The sequence below is a fragment of the Streptomyces sp. NPDC008150 genome (assembly GCF_042956945.1).
GTDB lineage: Bacteria > Actinomycetota > Actinomycetes > Streptomycetales > Streptomycetaceae > Streptomyces.
Window position 1 is genome coordinate 242,782 of the sequence record NZ_JBIBHJ010000007.1, and the last position, 16,594, is coordinate 259,375.

The 16,594-nt window shown below is 73.8% G+C and carries 17 protein-coding genes; 14 read left to right on the forward strand and 3 right to left on the reverse strand.

Annotated features, from left to right (window positions below; translation table 11 throughout):
• Nucleotides 1-79 precede the first annotated feature (79 nt).
• From argH to ACFZA0_RS19570, 5 genes are all read left to right on the forward strand, one after another.
• On the forward strand, nt 80-1,507 hold the full coding sequence (gene argH, locus ACFZA0_RS19550) for an argininosuccinate lyase (protein WP_391018203.1): 1,428 nt from the start codon (nt 80-82) through the stop codon (nt 1,505-1,507).
• Between the two features lie 72 nt (nt 1,508-1,579).
• The gene (locus ACFZA0_RS19555; RefSeq protein WP_391018206.1) at nt 1,580-2,551 is read left to right on the forward strand and encodes an aldo/keto reductase; all 972 of its coding nucleotides are present in this window, start codon (nt 1,580-1,582) and stop codon (nt 2,549-2,551) included.
• 103 nt (nt 2,552-2,654) lie between these two features.
• Complete coding sequence (locus ACFZA0_RS19560; RefSeq protein WP_391018209.1) at nt 2,655-3,206, forward strand: TetR family transcriptional regulator; 552 nt, start codon at nt 2,655-2,657, stop codon at nt 3,204-3,206.
• Nucleotides 3,203-4,768: an MFS transporter gene (locus ACFZA0_RS19565; protein ID WP_391018211.1), complete on the forward strand. Its 1,566-nt coding sequence runs from the start codon at nt 3,203-3,205 to the stop codon at nt 4,766-4,768. The genes ACFZA0_RS19560 and ACFZA0_RS19565 overlap by 4 nt, the downstream gene beginning before the upstream one ends.
• 171 nt (nt 4,769-4,939) lie before the next feature.
• Nucleotides 4,940-5,659 carry an alpha/beta fold hydrolase gene (locus ACFZA0_RS19570; RefSeq protein ID WP_391018214.1) on the forward strand — a complete coding sequence of 240 codons (720 nt, stop codon included), beginning with the start codon at nt 4,940-4,942 and terminating at the stop codon, nt 5,657-5,659.
• A gap of 109 nt (nt 5,660-5,768) precedes the next feature.
• Here the strand turns inward: ACFZA0_RS19570 and ACFZA0_RS19575 are convergent, their stop codons facing one another.
• Nucleotides 5,769-6,398, reverse strand: coding sequence for a 1-acyl-sn-glycerol-3-phosphate acyltransferase (locus tag ACFZA0_RS19575; RefSeq protein ID WP_391018693.1), 630 nt, complete (start codon nt 6,396-6,398; stop codon nt 5,769-5,771).
• 540 nt (nt 6,399-6,938) lie between these two features.
• Here ACFZA0_RS19575 and ACFZA0_RS19580 point away from each other — a divergent pair.
• From ACFZA0_RS19580 to ACFZA0_RS19590, 3 genes are all read left to right on the forward strand, one after another.
• Complete coding sequence (locus ACFZA0_RS19580; RefSeq protein WP_391018217.1) at nt 6,939-8,135, forward strand: glycerophosphodiester phosphodiesterase family protein; 1,197 nt, start codon at nt 6,939-6,941, stop codon at nt 8,133-8,135.
• 101 nt (nt 8,136-8,236) lie between these two features.
• The gene (locus ACFZA0_RS19585) at nt 8,237-8,743 is read left to right on the forward strand and encodes a sigma-70 family RNA polymerase sigma factor (RefSeq protein ID WP_391018695.1); all 507 of its coding nucleotides are present in this window, start codon (nt 8,237-8,239) and stop codon (nt 8,741-8,743) included.
• Nucleotides 8,744-8,786: 43 nt separating this feature from the next.
• Entirely contained in the window at nt 8,787-9,290 is a 504-nt protein-coding gene (locus ACFZA0_RS19590; RefSeq protein ID WP_391018220.1) for a GNAT family N-acetyltransferase, read from the forward strand.
• 85 nt (nt 9,291-9,375) lie between these two features.
• Here ACFZA0_RS19590 and ACFZA0_RS19595 read toward each other — a convergent pair whose 3' ends face one another.
• Nucleotides 9,376-9,759: a hypothetical protein gene (locus ACFZA0_RS19595; protein ID WP_391018698.1), complete on the reverse strand. Its 384-nt coding sequence runs from the start codon at nt 9,757-9,759 to the stop codon at nt 9,376-9,378.
• A gap of 229 nt (nt 9,760-9,988) precedes the next feature.
• Nucleotides 9,989-10,348, reverse strand: a complete 360-nt coding sequence (locus ACFZA0_RS19600; protein WP_391018223.1) for a hypothetical protein — start codon at nt 10,346-10,348, stop codon at nt 9,989-9,991.
• Nucleotides 10,349-10,436: 88 nt separating this feature from the next.
• On the opposite strand from ACFZA0_RS19600, the gene ACFZA0_RS19605 reads away from it, so the two are divergent.
• From ACFZA0_RS19605 to cbiE, 6 genes are all read left to right on the forward strand, one after another.
• Complete coding sequence (locus tag ACFZA0_RS19605) at nt 10,437-11,105, forward strand: HAD-IA family hydrolase (RefSeq protein ID WP_391018227.1); 669 nt, start codon at nt 10,437-10,439, stop codon at nt 11,103-11,105.
• Nucleotides 11,106-11,529: 424 nt separating this feature from the next.
• On the forward strand, nt 11,530-12,675 hold the full coding sequence (locus ACFZA0_RS19610) for an ATP-binding cassette domain-containing protein (protein ID WP_391018230.1): 1,146 nt from the start codon (nt 11,530-11,532) through the stop codon (nt 12,673-12,675).
• Complete coding sequence (locus ACFZA0_RS19615) at nt 12,672-13,415, forward strand: methionine ABC transporter permease MetI (RefSeq protein WP_391018233.1); 744 nt, start codon at nt 12,672-12,674, stop codon at nt 13,413-13,415. Before ACFZA0_RS19610 ends, ACFZA0_RS19615 begins: the two co-directional genes overlap by 4 nt.
• A 121-nt stretch (nt 13,416-13,536) precedes the next feature.
• The gene (locus ACFZA0_RS19620; RefSeq protein ID WP_391018236.1) at nt 13,537-14,364 is read left to right on the forward strand and encodes a MetQ/NlpA family ABC transporter substrate-binding protein; all 828 of its coding nucleotides are present in this window, start codon (nt 13,537-13,539) and stop codon (nt 14,362-14,364) included.
• A 178-nt stretch (nt 14,365-14,542) separates the two neighbouring features.
• Nucleotides 14,543-15,181, forward strand: a complete 639-nt coding sequence (locus ACFZA0_RS19625; RefSeq protein ID WP_391018239.1) for a GNAT family N-acetyltransferase — start codon at nt 14,543-14,545, stop codon at nt 15,179-15,181.
• A gap of 150 nt (nt 15,182-15,331) precedes the next feature.
• Nucleotides 15,332-16,552: a precorrin-6y C5,15-methyltransferase (decarboxylating) subunit CbiE gene (gene cbiE, locus ACFZA0_RS19630; protein ID WP_391018242.1), complete on the forward strand. Its 1,221-nt coding sequence runs from the start codon at nt 15,332-15,334 to the stop codon at nt 16,550-16,552.
• Nucleotides 16,553-16,594 lie beyond the last annotated feature (42 nt).

The window sequence follows — 16,594 nt, forward strand, 5'->3', positions numbered from 1 at the left end:
GCACTAGCCTGACAACCGCCTCCCCGCACACACCTCGTGGGGAGGCGGTGGCACATCCACACCCCCGAGGAGCGAGCAAGTGAGCAGCAACAGCGGTGACGTCCGGCTCTGGGGCGGCCGTTTCGCCGACGGTCCCGCCGAGGCCCTGGCCAAGCTGTCCGCGTCCGTCCACTTCGACTGGCGGCTCGCCCCCTACGACATCGCGGGCTCGCGCGCGCACGCCCGCGTCCTGCACAAGGCGGGGCTGCTCACCGCGGACGAGCTGACCGGCATGATCGACGGCCTCGACCGCCTGGAGGCCGACGTCGCCTCCGGCGCCTTCACCGGCACCGTCGCCGACGAGGACGTCCACACCGCCCTGGAGCGCGGCCTGCTGGAGCGGCTCGGCCCGGACCTCGGCGGCAAGCTGCGCGCCGGCCGCTCGCGCAACGACCAGGTGGCCACCCTGTTCCGGATGTACCTGCGCGACCACGCCCGCACCATCGGCGCGCTGATCGCCGATCTCCAGGACGCGCTGATCGGCCTGGCCGAGGCGCACCCGGACGTGGCGATGCCCGGCCGCACCCACCTCCAGCACGCGCAGCCCGTCCTCTTCGCCCACCACGTCCTCGCCCACGCGCAGTCCCTGTCCCGGGACGCCGAGCGGCTGCGGCAGTGGGACGAGCGCACCGCCGTCTCCCCGTACGGCTCGGGCGCCCTCGCGGGCAGCAGCCTCGGGCTCGACCCGGAGGCGGTCGCCAAGGACCTCGGCTTCGAGCGCGGCAGCGTCGCCAACTCCATCGACGGCACGGCCTCGCGGGACTTCGTCGCCGAGTTCGCCTTCGTCACCGCGATGATCGGCGTCAACCTCTCCCGCATCGCGGAGGAGGTCATCATCTGGAACACGAAGGAGTTCTCCTTCGTTACCCTGCACGACGCCTTCTCCACCGGGTCGTCGATCATGCCGCAGAAGAAGAACCCGGACATCGCCGAGCTGGCGCGCGGCAAGTCCGGCCGCCTCATCGGCAACCTGACCGGCCTGATGGCGACGCTGAAGGCCCTCCCGCTCGCGTACAACCGCGACCTCCAGGAGGACAAGGAGCCGGTCTTCGACTCCTGCGACCAGCTCGAAGTCCTGCTGCCCGCCTTCACCGGCATGATGGCGACCCTCACGGTCAACCGCGAGCGCATGGAGGAGCTGGCCCCGGCCGGCTTCTCCCTCGCCACGGACATCGCCGAGTGGCTGGTCAAGCAGGGCGTGCCGTTCCGCGTCGCGCACGAGGTGGCCGGCGAGTGCGTGAAGGTCGCCGAGGCCGACGGCAAGGAACTCGACGAGCTGACCGACGAGCAGTTCGCGAAGATCTCCGCGCACCTGACGCCCGAGGTCCGCACCGTCCTGGACGTCGCCGGCGCCCTCGCCTCCCGCGACGGCCGCGGCGGCACGGCGCCCGGCGCGGTCGCCGTGCAGCTCGCCGAGATCAAGGCGGACGTCGCCGCGCAGCACGTCTGGGCCGACGCCCGGAAGTAGGCGGTACGGCCCCGCGGAGGCGTCGCGGGTTACGTTGGTCGGGACGTCACAGCCGACCGGACGGAGCCCGCGATGCCCTTCGCGCAGCTGGCCGCAGCCACCACCCCCACCGCCCACCTCGGACTGGGGCTCGCCGCCGTGGGCAGGCCCGGCTACATCAACCTCGGCCGCGAGCGGGACCTGCCGGCCGACCGCAGCGTCGACGCCCTGCGCGCCCGCACCCACGAACTCCTGGACGCGGCCTACGCGCAGGGCGTGCGCTACTTCGACGCCGCCCGCTCCTACGGCCGCTCCGAGGAGTTCCTCGCGGGCTGGCTCGCCGGCCGCCCCGACGTGCGGGACGTGGTCGTCGGCAGCAAGTGGGGCTACACCTACACCGCCGACTGGACCACCGACGCGGAGAAGCACGAGGTCAAGGACCACGGCCTCGCCACCTTCGAACGCCAGCGCGCGGAGAGCGCCGCCCTGCTCGGCGACCGGCTCGACCTCTACCAGATCCACTCCCTGACCCCGGACAGCCCGGCGCTGACCGACAAGGACCTGCACGCCCGTCTCGCCGAGACCGCCGCCGCGGGCGTCACGATCGGGTTCTCCACCAGCGGGCCCGCGCAGGCCGACACCGTCCGCGCCGCCCTCGCGGTCACCGTGGACGGCGCGCCCCTCTTCCGCACGGTGCAGTCCACCTACAACGCCCTGGAGACCTCCGTCGGCCCCGCCCTCGCGGAGGCCCACGACGCCGGGCTCACGGTCATCGTCAAGGAGGGCATGGCCAACGGCCGGCTCGCCGGGGACCGGGCGCCGGCCGCGCTGCGGGCCGTCGCCGAGGAGACCGGGCTCGGCTGCGACGCGGTCGCCCTCGCGCTCGTGCTGTGCCGGCCCTGGGCGGGAGTCGTCCTGTCCGGCGCGGCCACCACCGGGCAGCTCGCCTCCAACCTGCACGCGGCGGCCGTCGACCTCGGCGACGACCAGCTCGCCCGCCTCGACGCCCTCGCCGAGGACCCGCACGCGTACTGGAGCACGCGCGCCGGGCTGCCCTGGCACTGACCGCGCCGCGCGGAGCCGTCCCGGCGCGCGCCCGGGCCCGGGACGGTGAGTGACACGTGCCTCTGTTGAGACAAACTTGTCTCATGTGGGTTACCGTTGTCTCATGGCTGTCGATCGTGACCAGGTGCTGCGCAGCGCGGCCGCCCTGCTGACCCGCCGGTCCACCGCGACCATGGACGAGGTGGCCCGCGCGGCCGGGATCAGCCGCGCCACGCTGCACCGGCAGTTCGCCGGACGGGACGCGCTGGTGCGCGCCCTGGAGGACCTCGGCATCACCGAGTGCGAGGCGGCCCTGGACGCCGCCCGCCTCGACGAGGGGACCGCCGCCGACGCGGTACGCCGGGTGGTGGCCGCGCTGGAACCGGCCGCCGGGCTGCTCGCCTTCCTCTACAGCGAGAACCAGCTCTTCGAGGGGCCGGGGCAGCACGCGGGCTGGACCCGTCTCGACGAGCGGTTCGCCGCGGTGTTCCGGCGCGGGCAGCACGCGGGCGAGTTCCGCGCCGACCTCAGCCCGGCCTGGCTCACCGAGGCCCTCTACGGCCTGATGGCCTCCGCCGCCTGGGCCGTGTCGGAGGGCAGGGTCGCCCGCAACGACTTCACGCACATGATCGTCGAGCTGCTGCTCGGCGGTGCACTGAGAAGAGAGGAATCATGACCAGCACCCTGCGGCCGGCGCACACCACCGGGGCCGAGAGCCGTCCGGGCCGGTGGCTCGCGCTCGCCGTCCTCGTGCTCGCCGTGCTGCTGGTGGCCGTCGACGCGACCGTCCTCGGCCTGGCCACCCCGTACATCAGCGAGGATCTCGCCCCGTCCGGCACCCAGTTGCTGTGGATCGGCGACGTCTACTCCTTCGTCATCGCCGGACTGCTCGTCTCCATGGGCAGCCTCGGAGACCGCATCGGCCGCAAGCGCATCCTGCTCGGCGGAGCCACCCTGTTCGGCGCGCTGTCCGTGTTCAACGCGTACGCGTGGTCGCCCGAGTCGATGATCCTCGCGCGCGCCCTGCTCGGCGTCGCGGGTGCCACCCTGATGCCGGCCACCCTCGCCCTGATCCGCAACATCTTCCACGACCCGCGCGAGCGCAGCCTCGCCGTGGGCATCTGGGGTGCCGCCGCCTCGGCCGGCGCGGCCGTCGGACCGGTCGTCGGCGGACTGCTGCTCGAACACTTCTGGTGGGGCTCGGTCTTCCTGATCAACCTGCCCGTGATGGCCGTCCTGGTGCTCGTCGGCATCAAGCTGCTGCCGGAGTCCCGCAACCCCGACCCCGGCCCCTGGGACCTGCCGAGCGTGCTGCTGTCCCTGGTCGGCCTGATCGCCGTGGTGTACGCGGTGAAGGACGCGGCGGCACACGGTGCCTCCTGGCCGGCCCTCGTGACCGGGCTGCTGGGCGCCGCCGCGCTCTACGGCTTCGTCAGGCGCCAACTCGCCCTGCCGAAGCCGCTGTTGGACATGCGGCTGTTCTCGCACCGAGGGTTCAGCGGTGCTGTCCTGGCCGACCTGCTGACCGTCCTCGGACTGTCCGGGCTGGTGTTCTTCCTCTCGCAGTACCTGCAACTGGTGCAGGACCGCCCGCCGTTCCAGGCCGGTCTCGCCGAACTCCCCGCCGCCGTGGGCGCGGTGGCCGCCGGTCTGGTCGCCGGACGGGTCGCGCGCCGGTTCTCGGTGCGGGCGGCGGTCGCCGGCGGACTCGCCGCGGTCGGCCTCGCCCTCGCCGCGCTCGCCGTGCTGACCCCGCACACCGGCTACCCGCTCCTCGGCGCGGTGCTGCTGGTGGTGGGCGTCGGCGCGGGCCTGTCGTTCACCGTGACCGCCGACGTCATCCTCTCCAGCGTCCCCAAGGAGCAGGCGGGCGCCGCCTCCGCGGTCTCCGAGACGGCCTACGAACTCGGCGCCGCCCTCGGCATCGCCCTGCTCGGCAGTGTCGTCACCGGCGTCTACCGCGGCTTCACCGGACCCTCCGGGACACCGGCGGCGGCCCACGAGTCGCTGGGCGGTGCCGTCGAGGCGGCGGCGGGCCTGCCGTCCGAACAGGCCGCGCGACTCCTCGACGCGGCACGCGCCGCGTTCGTCGACGGCCTCGTCCTCGCGTCCGTCGCGGGCTCGCTGGTCCTGCTCGCGACGGCCGTCGCCGCCTGGTTCCTGCTGCGCGGACAGCGGCTGTCGGTCCTGCCCGAGGGCGACGCGGAGCAGGACGCGGACACGGGCGCCCGTGCCTGAACCGGGCCGCGCGAGCGGGACCCCGGGCGTCCTCCGGCGCCCCCCGCGTCACGCGCGGCGTCCGGTCGCGACCAAGCCGTGCTCCGCCGGGCGACGGATCATCAGTGGGGCGCGGCCGACGCGCGCGGTGGAGGCGGTCGGCGGAGCCGGCGCCCGGAAGGAGCGGAACACGTGAACGGTGCGGCGGAGAACCGGCCGGGGCCCCCGGAGCCCCCGGAGCCGTCCGGCGAGGCGCTGCGGGTGCGGCGCGGGCCGCCCGACGCCCGTGCCGCCGTGCTGTTCCTGCACGGCGGCACGGCCGACAGCACCCTGCCCACGAGCCCGGCCCAGCCCGCCGCCCTGCGGATGCGCCCGTTCCGCGCCGCCGTGGCGCGGCGGCACCGGGACGTGCTGACCGCCGACGTGCGCTACCGCGTACGCGGCTGGAACGGCACGGCGGCCGACCCGCTGCGGGACACCCTGCGCGCGCTCGACGAACTCGCCGCCCGCACCGGCGGCGGTCTCCCCGTGGTGCTGGTGGGTCACTCGATGGGCGGGCGCGCGGCGTTGCGCGCCGCCTCGCGGCCCGAGGTGCGCGGGGTCGTCGCGCTCGCCCCCTGGTGCCCGCCGGGCGAACCGGTGGGACGCCCGGCCGGCACCCGCGTCGTCGTCCTGCACGGCACCGCCGACCGCATCACCGACCCGGCCGGCTCGGACGCCTGGGTGCGCCGCGCCCGCGCCGCCGGAGCACGGGCCCGCCTGCTGCTGGTGCGGGACGGCGACCACGCGATGCTGCGCCGCGCCGGTCTGTGGCACCGCACGGCGGCCGACGCGGTGACGGATTTGCTGGCCCCGGACGGGCAGCCCGGCGGTCCGGACGGTGACGCGGAGCGGGAGCCGCGGACGATCTGACGGCGGGCCACGGCCGGCGGTCGACTGCCGTGCGGGGGCGGCCGGTACGCGTGAGGGACGGCCGGAGTCCGGCCGTCCCTCACGCGTACTCGGCTGTGCGTGCCGGGAGTTACGCGGCCTTCGCCTTCGTGGCGTACATGTCCACGTACTCCTGACCGCCCAGCAGCATGACCTCGGTCATCACCGAGTCGGTGACCGCGCGCAGCACGTACCGGTCGCGGTCCATGCCCTCGTAGCGGGAGAACTCCAGCGGCTTGCCGAAGCGGACGGTGACCTTGCCGGGGCGCGGCATGCCGGAGCCGCCGGGCTGGAGCTTGTCGGTGCCGATCATCGCGAACGGGACCACCGGGGCGCCGGTCATCAGCGTGAGGCGGGCGATGCCGGTCCGGCCGCGGTACAGGCGGCCGTCGGGGGAGCGGGTGCCCTCGGGGTAGATGCCGAAGACCTTGCCCTCCTCCAGCACCCGGCGGCCGGTCATCAGCGCGGCCACACCGCCGTTGGCGCCGTCGCGGTCCACCGGGATCATGCCGACGCCGGTGAAGAACCACGCCATGAGGCGGCCCTTGAAGCCCTTGCCGGTGACGTACTCGTCCTTGCCGATGAACATCACCTGCCGGTCGCAGACCAGCGGGAGGATCATCGAGTCGATGAACGTGAGGTGGTTGCCGGCCAGGATCACCGGGCCGTCACCGGGGATGTTCTCCACACCCTCCGCCCGGAGTCGGAACATCAGGCGCATGATCGATCCGAGCACTGCCTTGATGAGCACGAAGCGGGACAACGGGCCCTCCGGTGTGAGGGAATCGGCGACGATTCCGGCAACTGTGAAACTACGCAGGTGAGGACGATACTCGCCGCGCGGGGTCGGACGCACATCGGGTGTGCCGAGGTCTTACGCACTGTTGACCTCGGTTCACCCCTGGTCACGCGCCCGTCGCCGCTCCGTAACCCCGCCGGAACCTTCCGGCGCGCGGCGCCCGCGGCGGCCTCTCGGCCCGTCCCGCACGGGCCCGGTCCTGCCGCGGACCCGTCGCGCTCCGAGTACCCCTGCCCGGCACGCCCATGCCGACGGGCCGCGCCGCGCCGGTGCCGCGGGCCGGGAGCGCGGGCGGGCGGCGCCAACTCCGTTCCGCGCGGCGCGACTTGTGGCATGGCCGTCACTCCGTGGCACCCGACTGTTCCGGCCCGCGTCTCCCGGTCGCCATGTACACGCTCTTACCATCGGCGCGCACCGACCCGAACGGCCCGCCGGACGACGACCACACCGCAGGAGGCGCTCATGGGAACGCAGGAGCCGCAGCAGCCGCAGGGTTCGAGGGACGTGCCGTCCGGGACGGGGCGGCGGGCGCTGCTGTCCGCCGCGGTGCTCGGCGCGGGCGCGGCCGCCGCGGTCGGTCTGCCCGGCGCGGCGAGCGCCGCACCGCGCGGCACCGGCGGCGGCCTGAAGGGCCTGCCGGTCCCGGCGGTCATCGGCCACCGCGGAGCGGCGGGCTACCGGCCCGAGCACACCTTCGGGTCGTACCAGCTCGCCCTCGACCTCGGCGCCGACATCATCGAGGCCGGCGACCTCGTCCCCACCCGGGACGGCCACCTGGTCTGCCGCCACGAACCGGAGATCGGCGGCACCACCGACGTCGCCGACCACCCCGAGTTCGCCGCGCTGAGGACCACGAAGGTCCTCGACGGGATCTCCACCACGGGCTGGTTCACCGAGGACTTCACCCTGGCCGAGCTGAAGACCCTGCGGGCGGTCGAGCGCATCCCCGCCAACCGCCCGCACAACACCCTCTACAACGGCCGGTGGGAGATCCCGACCTTCGAGGAGGTGCTGCGCTGGCAGGACGAGCAGACCCGCAGGCGCGGCAAGCAGGTCTGGATCTACCCCGAGACCAAGCACCCCACCTACTTCCGCAAGCTGGGCCTCGGCCTGGAGGAGCGCCTCGCCCGCGTGCTCCGCGCGCACGGCAAGGACCGGAAGGACTCCCCGGTCCTCATCCAGTCGTTCGAGCCGAGCAGCATCCAGCGCCTGAACCGCCTGGTCGGCAACCACCTCGCCGTCCTGCTGTCCGGCGCGGCCACCCGCCCCTGGGACTTCGTCGAGGCGAACGACCCGCGCACGGTCGCCGACCTGGTCACGCCCGCCGGCCTGAAGTGGATCGCCTCGTACGCCGACGGCATCGGCCCGTCGGCCGAACTGGTCGTCCCGCCGGACGCCGCGGGACGCCTCTCCACGCCGACCGCGCTGGTGCGCGACGCGCACGCGGCCGGCCTGGTCCTGCACCCCTACACCCTGCGCAACGAGAACCCGTTCCTGCCGCCCGCCTACCGCAGGGGCACGGACGCCGACGGCTACGGCGACCCCGTGGCCGCCGCCAAGGCGTACTTCGCCGCCGGCATCGACGGCATCTTCACCGACAACGCCGACACCGCCCTCCTCGCCCGCGCCGACTTCCTCGCGGAGAAGGGCAACGGCTGAGCGCGGGCCCGCCCGTCAACCTCCGCCGCCCGCGCCACCGCCGCGGGTGAACCGCGGCCCCCCGGGCAACCGCCCGCCCGGGGGGCCGCGTCGTGCCGCACATGACGTACGACCTCGTCTCCGCGCTGCGTCCGCTGCTCACCGCGGAGGTCCGCGCCGAGGCCCCGGCGAGCGGCACCGAGCCCGGGGACCTGGAACAGGCGGTGTGGCTGCGGCTGCTGGAACGGCTCGACCGGCACGGTCCGCCGTCCGACCCGCCCGGCTGGCTGCGCCGGGCCGTCCGCTCCGAGGCGCGCCGCGCCCGCCGCGCGGCCCGTGCCGAGCTGCCGTACGAGACCGACCCGGCCGACGCGGGCGGGCGCGGTCCCGAGGAGGTCCTGCTGGCCGCCGCCCGCCACCGGTTCGTGCGCGAGGCGGTGCGCCGGACGGCACCGCGCTGCGCCCGTCTGCTGGAGGCGCTGCTGTCGCCCGCCGACCTCACCTACCGCGAGATCGCGGGGGAGTTGGGTATCTCACAGGGCGCTGTCGGGCCGGAACGTTCCAGATGTCTCGGATGTCTGCACCGGATGCTCGCGGCGGAGGTTGCGGCCCGTCGGGCCCGGGGATAGGAGTGGAACCAAAGGCGAGCAAGTGAGCGGGAGGCGTGCACACATGGGCATGAGCGTGACCATCTCCGTGGCGTCCGGGACGGACGTCGAGCAGATCTTCAGGCTGCGTTACCTGTGCTTCCAGAGCGAGGCCGCGCTCTACGGCAACTACCGCATCGACCCGCTGGTGCAGGGCCTGGACTCGGTCCGCGAGGAGGTCGCCTCGGACTGCGTGTTCGTCGCCCGGCTGGGCGAGGAGGTGGTCGGCTCGGTGTCCGGACGGCTCACCGAGGACGGCGCCGCCGCCATCGGCAAACTCTGCGTCCACCCCCGGCTCCAGGGCCACGGCATCGGCGCCCGCCTGCTGCGCGCCGCCGAGGCCGCGCTCGCCGAGGAGCGCGGCGCCACCCGCTTCCGGCTGCACACCGGCCACCGCAGCGAGGGCAACCTGCGTCTGTACCGCCGCGTCGGCTACCAGACGGTCGGCACCCAGCAGGGCACCGACGGCGTCCCGATGATCGTGCTGGAGAAGCCGGCCCAGGCGGACTCGTTCGCCGCCACGGCCTGACGCCGGGCCCGGCGCCACGCCACCGCACGCACACGACCGCCCGCGGGGGAGCGCCCCCGCGGGCGGTCGGCCGTGCCGGGACGGGTCAGGCGCCGGCGGTCCCGGCGTCCCGCCGGTGCGCCTTGCGCAGCCAGTACATCGCGGACAGCGGCAGCAGCACCGGGATGAACAGGTAGCCCATGCCGTAGTCCGACCACACGGTCGCGTCCGGGAACGCGGAGGAGTCGGCCAGCGTCCACGTGCCGACCGTCAGCACGCCCACCAGCTCGGCCGCGCAGCACACCAGCGCCGCCCGCCGGGCCGTCTCGCCGCCGCGCACCAGGGAGTACGTGATGAAGGCGTACACCACGCCGGCCACCGCTGAGAGCGTGTAGGCGAGGGGGGCGCGGCCGAAGTCGGTGGAGATCTGCACCGCCGAGCGGGAGACGGCGCCGACGACCATCACGCCGTACAGCCACAGCAGCAGCATCCCGGGGCCGCCGATCAGCCGGGTGCGCCCCGGTGCCCCGGTGCCGTCCGGCTCCGGATCCGCGTGCTCGGCACCCGCCGGAGCCGGCACCGGTGCCGGAGCCGGTGCCGGAGCCGGAGCCGGGGTGGGTGCGGCCGGTCCGGTGGCCGTCGGCTCGGGCGCGGGGGCCGGGGCGGGCACCCGGTCCGCCGCCGTGCCGTGCCGCGACGTGTCGTCCGCGGGCGTCATGTCAGCCTCCCCAAATGTCGTAGAGCCGCACTTCCAGCACGGCCAGCACCACGCCGCCGGCCGCCGCCGTCACCGAACCCCAGCGCGTGCGCTCGCTCAGCGACATGAACCCCGCCACCGGGACGCACAACAGTGCGCCGACCAGGTACGCCACGAAGATCGTCATGCCCTGATCCGGCCGCTCGCCCCGTGCGAGCTGCACGACCGAGATCACGACCTGCACCGCGACCAGCAGGGACACCACGGCCATGCCGATGAAGTGCCAGTCCTTCGTCGGCTGGTCGCGGTAGGCCGCCCAGCCGCACCAGGCGGCGAGCAGCATCGCGGCGACACCGGTCGCCAGCGTCAGGGCATCAAGCATGCCGTGACCCTATTACGGACCAAACGGCCCGACGGTCCCGGGCCCTCCGTCCCGCCGGGCCGGGACGGCAGCTCTTAGGCTCGAAGCCATGAACCTCCCCACCTCCCCCGTCCTGCGCGCGCAGGCCCTGCTGTTCGACAACGACGGCACCCTCGTCTCCTCCCTCGCCTCTGTCCGCCGCTGCTGGACCCGGTGGGCGGTGGAGTACGGGGTCACCGCCGAGCGGTTCGGACGCGTGGCACTGCACGGCCGCCCCGCCGCGGAGATAGTCGCCGACCTGCTGCCCGCCGAGACCGTGCCCGCGGCCGTCGCGCGCATCGAGCAGCTGGAGGTGGACGACGTGCCCAACGGCGGTGTCGAACTGCTGCCGGGGACAAGGGAGTTCCTCGACGCGCTGCCCGCCGACCGGTGGGCCGTCGTGACGTCCGCCACGCGCCGCCTCGGCGCCGCCCGGCTCGACGCCGTCGGCATCCTGCCGAAGACGCTCGTCGCCGCCGACGACATCACCCGCGGCAAGCCCGACCCCGAGCCGTACCTGCTCGGCGCCCGCGAACTGGGCGTCGACCCCGCCCGCTGCGTCGTCTTCGAGGACGCCCCCGCCGGGCTCGCGGCGGGCCGGGCGGCCGGGATGCGGACCGTCGCGCTGGCCACGACCCACGAGGCGCACGAACTGGAGGCGGACCTGGTGGTGGAGAACCTCGCGGCCCTCACCGTGCGCGTCGTCGGCGGCGAACTGGAGATCTCCGTACGCGCCTGACCCGCTCCCGCCCCCCGTCCTTCCCGCGAAAACCCGGCCCGCCGCCGTCCGGATACCGGACGGCGGTTCCCGGTCGGGTCCATACGTCTGCTTTACTGACCTTATGACCACGACGAGCAGCCGCATCCCTGCGACCGGAGCGATCCCCACGCCCGGTGCTCGCCGCATGTGTCCGACGTGCCGAATGCGCGCCTTCTAGAGGGCCCCCGCACCACCGTTTCTCGCGCCCCGAAGCGAGAACCCGCTCGTGTCGGCCAGTGCGCCGCGCGCCCGCGACCGAGCCGCCCCGCGCACCAGCCGGAGACCCCGTTCCCCCGCGCCCGCAAGGCGCTCGCGTGAACCCGCGGTTCCGGCCGCACCCGACCATGCATGCCACGTGCCGGCGTCCCCACGCGCCGCGCACTCGACAGTGACGGAATCCCCTGTGATCACCACATCGGGCCTGACCAAGACCTATCGGGCCGACCACGCGGACGGCCGTGAGGTCACCGCCCTCGACAACGTGGACCTGCACGTGCGCGAGGGGGAGGTGTACGGCGTCATCGGCCGCTCCGGCGCCGGCAAGTCCTCCCTGATCCGCTGCGTCAACCTGCTGGAACGCCCCACCTCGGGCACCGTGACCGTCGACGGACAGGACCTCACCGCCCTCGCCGGCCGCGGCCCCCGCGCCGGCCGCGAACTGCGCCGGGCGCGCAGCCGTATCGGCATGGTCTTCCAGCACTTCAACCTGCTGTCCGCGCGCACCGTGCAGGACAACGTCGAACTCCCGCTGGAGATCCTCGGGTTCTCCGGCCGCGAGCGCTCCCGCAAGGCTCTCGACCTGCTCGACCTGGTGGGCCTGGCCGACCGGGCGGGCGCCCGTCCCGCGCAGCTCTCCGGCGGCCAGAAGCAGCGCGTCGGCATCGCCCGCGCCCTGGCCGGCGACCCCAAGGTGCTGCTCTCCGACGAGGCGACCAGCGCGCTCGATCCCGAGACGACGCGGTCCGTGCTCCAGCTGCTGCGCGACCTGAACCGGCAGCTCGGGCTCACCGTCCTGCTCATCACGCACGAGATGGACGTCGTCAAGAGCGTCTGCGACTCGGCCGCCCTCATGGAGCGGGGCCGGATCGTCGAGTCGGGCACGGTCGGCGACCTGCTCGCCACCCCGGGGTCCCGACTGGCCACCGCCCTCTTCCCGGTGGGCGAGGGCGCCGCGTCCGGCCCCGGGCGCACCGTCGTCGACGTCACCTTCCACGGCGAGTCCGCGACGCAGCCCGTCATCTCGCAGCTCTCGCGCACCTACAACATCGACATCTCGATCCTCGGTGCCGCCGTCGACACCGTCGGCGGCCTCCAGATCGGGCGCATGCGCATCGAACTGCCCGGCGGCTACGAGGACAACGTGGTGCCCGTCGGCTTCCTGCGCGAGCGCGGACTGCGCGTCGACCTGGTCGAACCGGGCGCCGCCGCCGGCGCCGACGCAGCCCCCGCCGGGACCACCGCACCGCAGACCACCGCACCGCAGACCACCGCACCGGAGTCCGCCGCAGCCCAGGAGCTGCCGGCCGTCGTGAAGGGGGCCGCGCTGTGAGCTGGTCCGAGATGCAGCCGCTGCTGACCCAGGCGTCCTGGGACACCCTCTACATGGTCGGCTGGTCCACCCTCGTCGCCGTCGTCGTGGGCCTCCCGCTCGGTGTCCTGCTGGTGCTCACCGACCGGGGCGGACCGCTCGGCAACGTCGTCGCGAACAAGGTGCTCGGGCAGGTCGTGAACATCGCGCGGTCGCTGCCCTTCATCGTCCTGATGGTCGCGCTGATGGGCTTCACCCGCTGGATCACCGGGACCACCATCGGCCGTGAGGCCGCGGTCGTGCCCCTCGCCATCGGCGCGATCCCGTTCTTCGCGCGCCTGGTCGAGACGGCGGTCCGCGAGGTCGACGGCGGACTCGTCGAGGCCGTGCAGTCGATGGGCGGCAGCACCTGGACCGTCGTGCGCAAGGTGCTCGTGCCCGAGTCCCTGCCCTCGCTCGTGTCCTCCACGACCACCACCATCGTCGCCCTCATCGGCTACTCCGCGATGGCCGGCACGGTCGGCGCGGGCGGCCTCGGCGACATCGCCGTCCGCTACGGCTACCAGCGCTTCGAGACGGGGCTGATGTGGACGACCGTGGCCGTACTGGCGGTTGTCATCTCCGTCATCCAGTTCGCCGGTGACTGGGCCGCCCGCGCCCTGCACAACCGCGGCAGCCGCTCGGGCCCCGCGCCGGTGCTGCGCCTGCTGCGTCCCGGTGCCGCCGAGCCCGCCGCGGCCGACGCGAGCCGCGCCGCCTGAGCCCGGCGGGCCTCCCCGGGCCCGCCCGACAGGCCGCCGCACCACCACAGTCGTCCCCGGGCCGCGCACGGCCGCGTGCGCCGGGGGTGCACCACCCGCAAGTTCAGGAAAGGCACTTTTCGTGCGTAACACCGCCAAGATCACCACCACCGTCCTCGCCGCCGGCGCCCTCACCCTCGGGCTGACCGCGTGCGGCTCGGACAACGACTCCGCGAGCGACGGCAGCGGACCGCTCGTCGTCGCCGCGAGCCCGACCCCGCACGCCGAGATCCTCGACTACGTCCGGGACCACCTCGCGAAGAAGGCCGGACTCGACCTCCAGGTCAAGGAGTTCACCGACTACGTGACCCCGGACACCGCGGTCCAGGACGGCTCGGTCGGCGCCAACTACTTCCAGACCCAGCCCTATCTCGACGACTTCAACAAGAAGAACGGCACGGACATCGTGCCCGTCGCCACCGTGCACCTGGAGCCGCTCGGCCTCTACTCGCACGCGGTGAAGAAGGCCGCGGACCTGAAGCGGGGCGCGACGGTCGCCGTCCCCAACGACACCGCCAACGAGGCCCGCGCGCTCCAACTCCTGGACGACAACGGCATCATCACCCTCAAGGCCGGCGCCGGCGACGACGCGACCCCCGCGGACATCGCGAAGAACCCCAAGGGTCTGAAGTTCAAGGAGCTGGAGGCGGCCCAGACGCCCCGCTCGCTGGACGACGTCGACGCCGCCGTCATCAACGGCAACTACGCGATCCAGGCGGGCCTCAAGCCCACCAAGGACGCCCTCGTCGTGGAGTCCTCGAAGGGCAACCCCTACGGCAACATCCTCGCGGTCAAGAAGGGCAACGAGAGCGACCCGCGGGTGAAGAAGCTCGTCAAGCTCCTCCACTCGGACGCGGTACGGAAGTTCATCGACGACAAGTACGACGGTTCCGTGGTCGCCGCGTTCTGACCGGCGTCCGCACGGCACGCACCACGGGGTCCGCTTCCCGACCGGGAACGGACCCCGTGGTGCGTCCGGGGGCATTCATGCTGCATGCTGGGCAGTTCAGCGTGCTGGGCAGGCGGTCCGGCATTCCCTGACGGTTTGACGGCTTTCCCGAAGGTTCCCGAAGGTTACGGAGCGGCGCATGACGACCACCTTCCCCAACATCTCCATCAGTACGGAGCGGTTGGTCCTTCGTCCCTTCGACGACTCCGACACGGACGCGCTGACCGAGATGATGAACGACGAGATGGTCACCGCCTGGACGTCCGTGCCCCAGCCCTACACCCGTTCCGACGCCCTCGCCTGGATCGGCTCCCTCGCCCCCGCCGAACGCACCGGCGGCCACGGCATCGTGCTCGCCGTCACCGAGTTCCTCACCCAACGCCTCGTCGGCTGCGTCCACTTGCACGACACCGACTGGCACGTGCGGTCCGCCGAACTCGGTTACGTGACCGCCCCCTGGGCGCGCGGCGAGGGCTACGCCTCCGAGGCCGCGCTCGCGATGGCCCAATGGCTGTTCCACGACCAGGACTTCGAACGCCTGGAGTTGCGCACCGCCGCCGACAACACCGCCTCGCAGCAGGTCGCCCAGAAGATCGGGTGCATCAGCGAGGGCGTGCTGCGCGGGGCGTGGATAGCGCGTGCGAAGGACGAGAGCGGCCGGTGGGCCGACGTCCGCACCGACCTCATCGTCTGGAGCCTGCTGCCCGAGGACCTGGAGGGCATGGGGGAGCAACTGGCGGACACCGGCGGCTTCACCGCGTTCTCCGACTGGAACTGACACCCGCCGGCCGCGAAGGCCGATCGCCCCGAGTGGAACCGGCAACTCGGGGAACGCTCACGACCACCTCGACAGCCGCACCGGGTACCCTCACCCGGCCCGGCCCCGGGCTGCCCCCACGACCTGCGAAAACCCTGGAGACTGACGACGATGGCCGACCGGGTCACGGTGATCGGCTGGGACGGCTCGCCGCTGAACGCTGCGGCGTGCTCGGCGCTCGGCGCCGCCACCCTCGTGGCGGGTGCACCCCACCACCTCGCGCTGCCCGAAGTACCCGACGGCGCCGAACGCGTCCGCCTCGGCAGCGTCTCCCTCGCCGCCCGCCGGATCGCCGCCCACCGCGGCAGCGCGGTCGTGTTCGCGGACGGCGACCCCGGCTTCTTCGGCGTCGTACGGACGCTGCGCGCACCGGAGTTCGGCCTGGAGGTCGAGGTGGCCCCCGCGGTCTCCTCGGTCGCCGCCGCCTTCGCCCGCGCGGGCATGCCCTGGGACGACGCCCAGGTCGTCGTCGCGCACCCGCGCACCCTGCGCCGCGCGGTCAACCTGTGCCGGGCCCACTCCAAGGTCGCCGTGCTCACCTCGCCGGGCGCCGGCCCCGCCGAACTGGGCCTGCTCCTCGACGGGGTGCACCGCACCTTCGTCATCTGCGAGGAGCTGGGCACGGACAACGAACGCGTCTCCGTCGTCACCTCCGACAAGGCCGCCGACCACACCTGGCGCGACCCGAACGTGGTGATCGTCGTCGGCGGCCAGGTCGGCCAGGTCTCCGCCGCCGACGGCTGGATCGCCGGCCGGGACCCGGTCGCCGGACCGCGCGGCTGGACGCTGCCCGCCGACGTCTACGGCGGCCTGCTGGGCGAGGGGGAGTCGGAACTGCTGCGCGCGGCCCAACTCGCCCGCCTGGGACCGCGCGTCGGCGACCTCGTGTGGGACATCGGCTGCGGCAGCGGCGCGTTCGCCACCGAGGCCGCCCGTGCCGGCGCCGCCGTCATCGCGGTCGACCGCGACCCGGCGGCCTGCGCCCGTGCCGAGAGCGCCGCGCGGCGCTTCGGCCTGCTGGTGCAGACCGTGCGCGGCAGCGCCCCGCTGATCCTGGAGAACCTCCCCGAACCCGACGTCGTGCGCATCGGCGGGGGCGGCCCCGCCGTCGTCAACGCGGTCGCCGAGCGCAGGCCCCAGCGCATCGTCACGCACGCCGCCGGGCGCGATGCCGCCGAACTCGCCGGGCGGAACCTGGCGGAGCACGGCTACCGGGTGGAGTGCGCCCTGCTCCAGTCCGTCGAACTCGACCCGCGCGCCTGGACGGAGAAGGAACGGAGCGTCGCCTTCCTCATCACCGGCGAGCTCGACCCGCGCGAGACCGCGCACTGAGCCTCCGTACTGACAGGACGTCCGGTGCGGGCGGGAACGTCC

Coding starts and splice junctions, on each gene's coding strand:
- ACFZA0_RS19555 (WP_391018206.1), top strand. CDS start 1,580: ATGCCCTTCGCGCAGCTGGCCGCAGCCACCACCCCCACCGCCCACCTC.
- ACFZA0_RS19560 (WP_391018209.1), top strand. CDS start 2,655: ATGGCTGTCGATCGTGACCAGGTGCTGCGCAGCGCGGCCGCCCTGCTG.
- ACFZA0_RS19565 (WP_391018211.1), top strand. CDS start 3,203: ATGACCAGCACCCTGCGGCCGGCGCACACCACCGGGGCCGAGAGCCGT.
- ACFZA0_RS19575 (WP_391018693.1), bottom strand. CDS start 6,398: ATGCGCCTGATGTTCCGACTCCGGGCGGAGGGTGTGGAGAACATCCCC.
- ACFZA0_RS19580 (WP_391018217.1), top strand. CDS start 6,939: ATGGGAACGCAGGAGCCGCAGCAGCCGCAGGGTTCGAGGGACGTGCCG.
- ACFZA0_RS19585 (WP_391018695.1), top strand. CDS start 8,237: ATGACGTACGACCTCGTCTCCGCGCTGCGTCCGCTGCTCACCGCGGAG.
- ACFZA0_RS19590 (WP_391018220.1), top strand. CDS start 8,787: ATGGGCATGAGCGTGACCATCTCCGTGGCGTCCGGGACGGACGTCGAG.
- ACFZA0_RS19595 (WP_391018698.1), bottom strand. CDS start 9,759: ATGCTGCTGCTGTGGCTGTACGGCGTGATGGTCGTCGGCGCCGTCTCC.
- ACFZA0_RS19600 (WP_391018223.1), bottom strand. CDS start 10,348: ATGCTTGATGCCCTGACGCTGGCGACCGGTGTCGCCGCGATGCTGCTC.
- ACFZA0_RS19605 (WP_391018227.1), top strand. CDS start 10,437: ATGAACCTCCCCACCTCCCCCGTCCTGCGCGCGCAGGCCCTGCTGTTC.
- ACFZA0_RS19625 (WP_391018239.1), top strand. CDS start 14,543: ATGACGACCACCTTCCCCAACATCTCCATCAGTACGGAGCGGTTGGTC.
- cbiE (WP_391018242.1), top strand. CDS start 15,332: ATGGCCGACCGGGTCACGGTGATCGGCTGGGACGGCTCGCCGCTGAAC.